Raw genomic sequence first — 414 nt, 5'->3', positions numbered from 1 at the left:
GTTAGTTAATTGTTACTCTTAAGAATAACAATCACCTCGGATGTCTTTCTCTATTTATTTGAGAATTGATTTTCTTTGTATGCGATTTTCAAGGTACATTGCATAACAGATTATCTGTTATTTCTCTGACTGATGTTATCAGTCATTAAAAACCAGAAATCTTATTTCTAATCTTTAATCACTGGTAAAACCAGCTATCATTAACAGCACTGCCCTGCTGATTGGGTTGACCGCAGAATCCCCTCAGACTCTGTGTCTGTATCTATATGAACTTCGACGGCGAATCCGTCTTATTTTTTGCAGTTCTGGCGGCCACCTGCTCTCCCACACCGTCTCCAGTGCAGTACCATCGGCCGCTTAGGTCTTAACCATCGTGTTCGGGATGGGAACGGGTGTGTCCCCTAAGCGCATCGC

Annotated in this window: 1 rRNA gene; it reads right to left on the bottom strand. The window is 42.5% G+C overall.

Features of this window, described 5'->3' with window-relative positions:
- Positions 1-303 precede the first annotated feature (303 nt).
- A 5S ribosomal RNA gene (gene rrf, locus ACTNBR_RS16575) occupies positions 304-414 on the bottom strand; the annotation flags it as partial.

Source organism: Bariatricus sp. HCP28S3_F11 (assembly GCF_052065395.1).
GTDB lineage: Bacteria > Bacillota > Clostridia > Lachnospirales > Lachnospiraceae > Allocoprococcus.
Note: the sequence above shows the minus strand (reverse complement) of the source record. Positions and strands in the feature narration are given on the sequence as shown.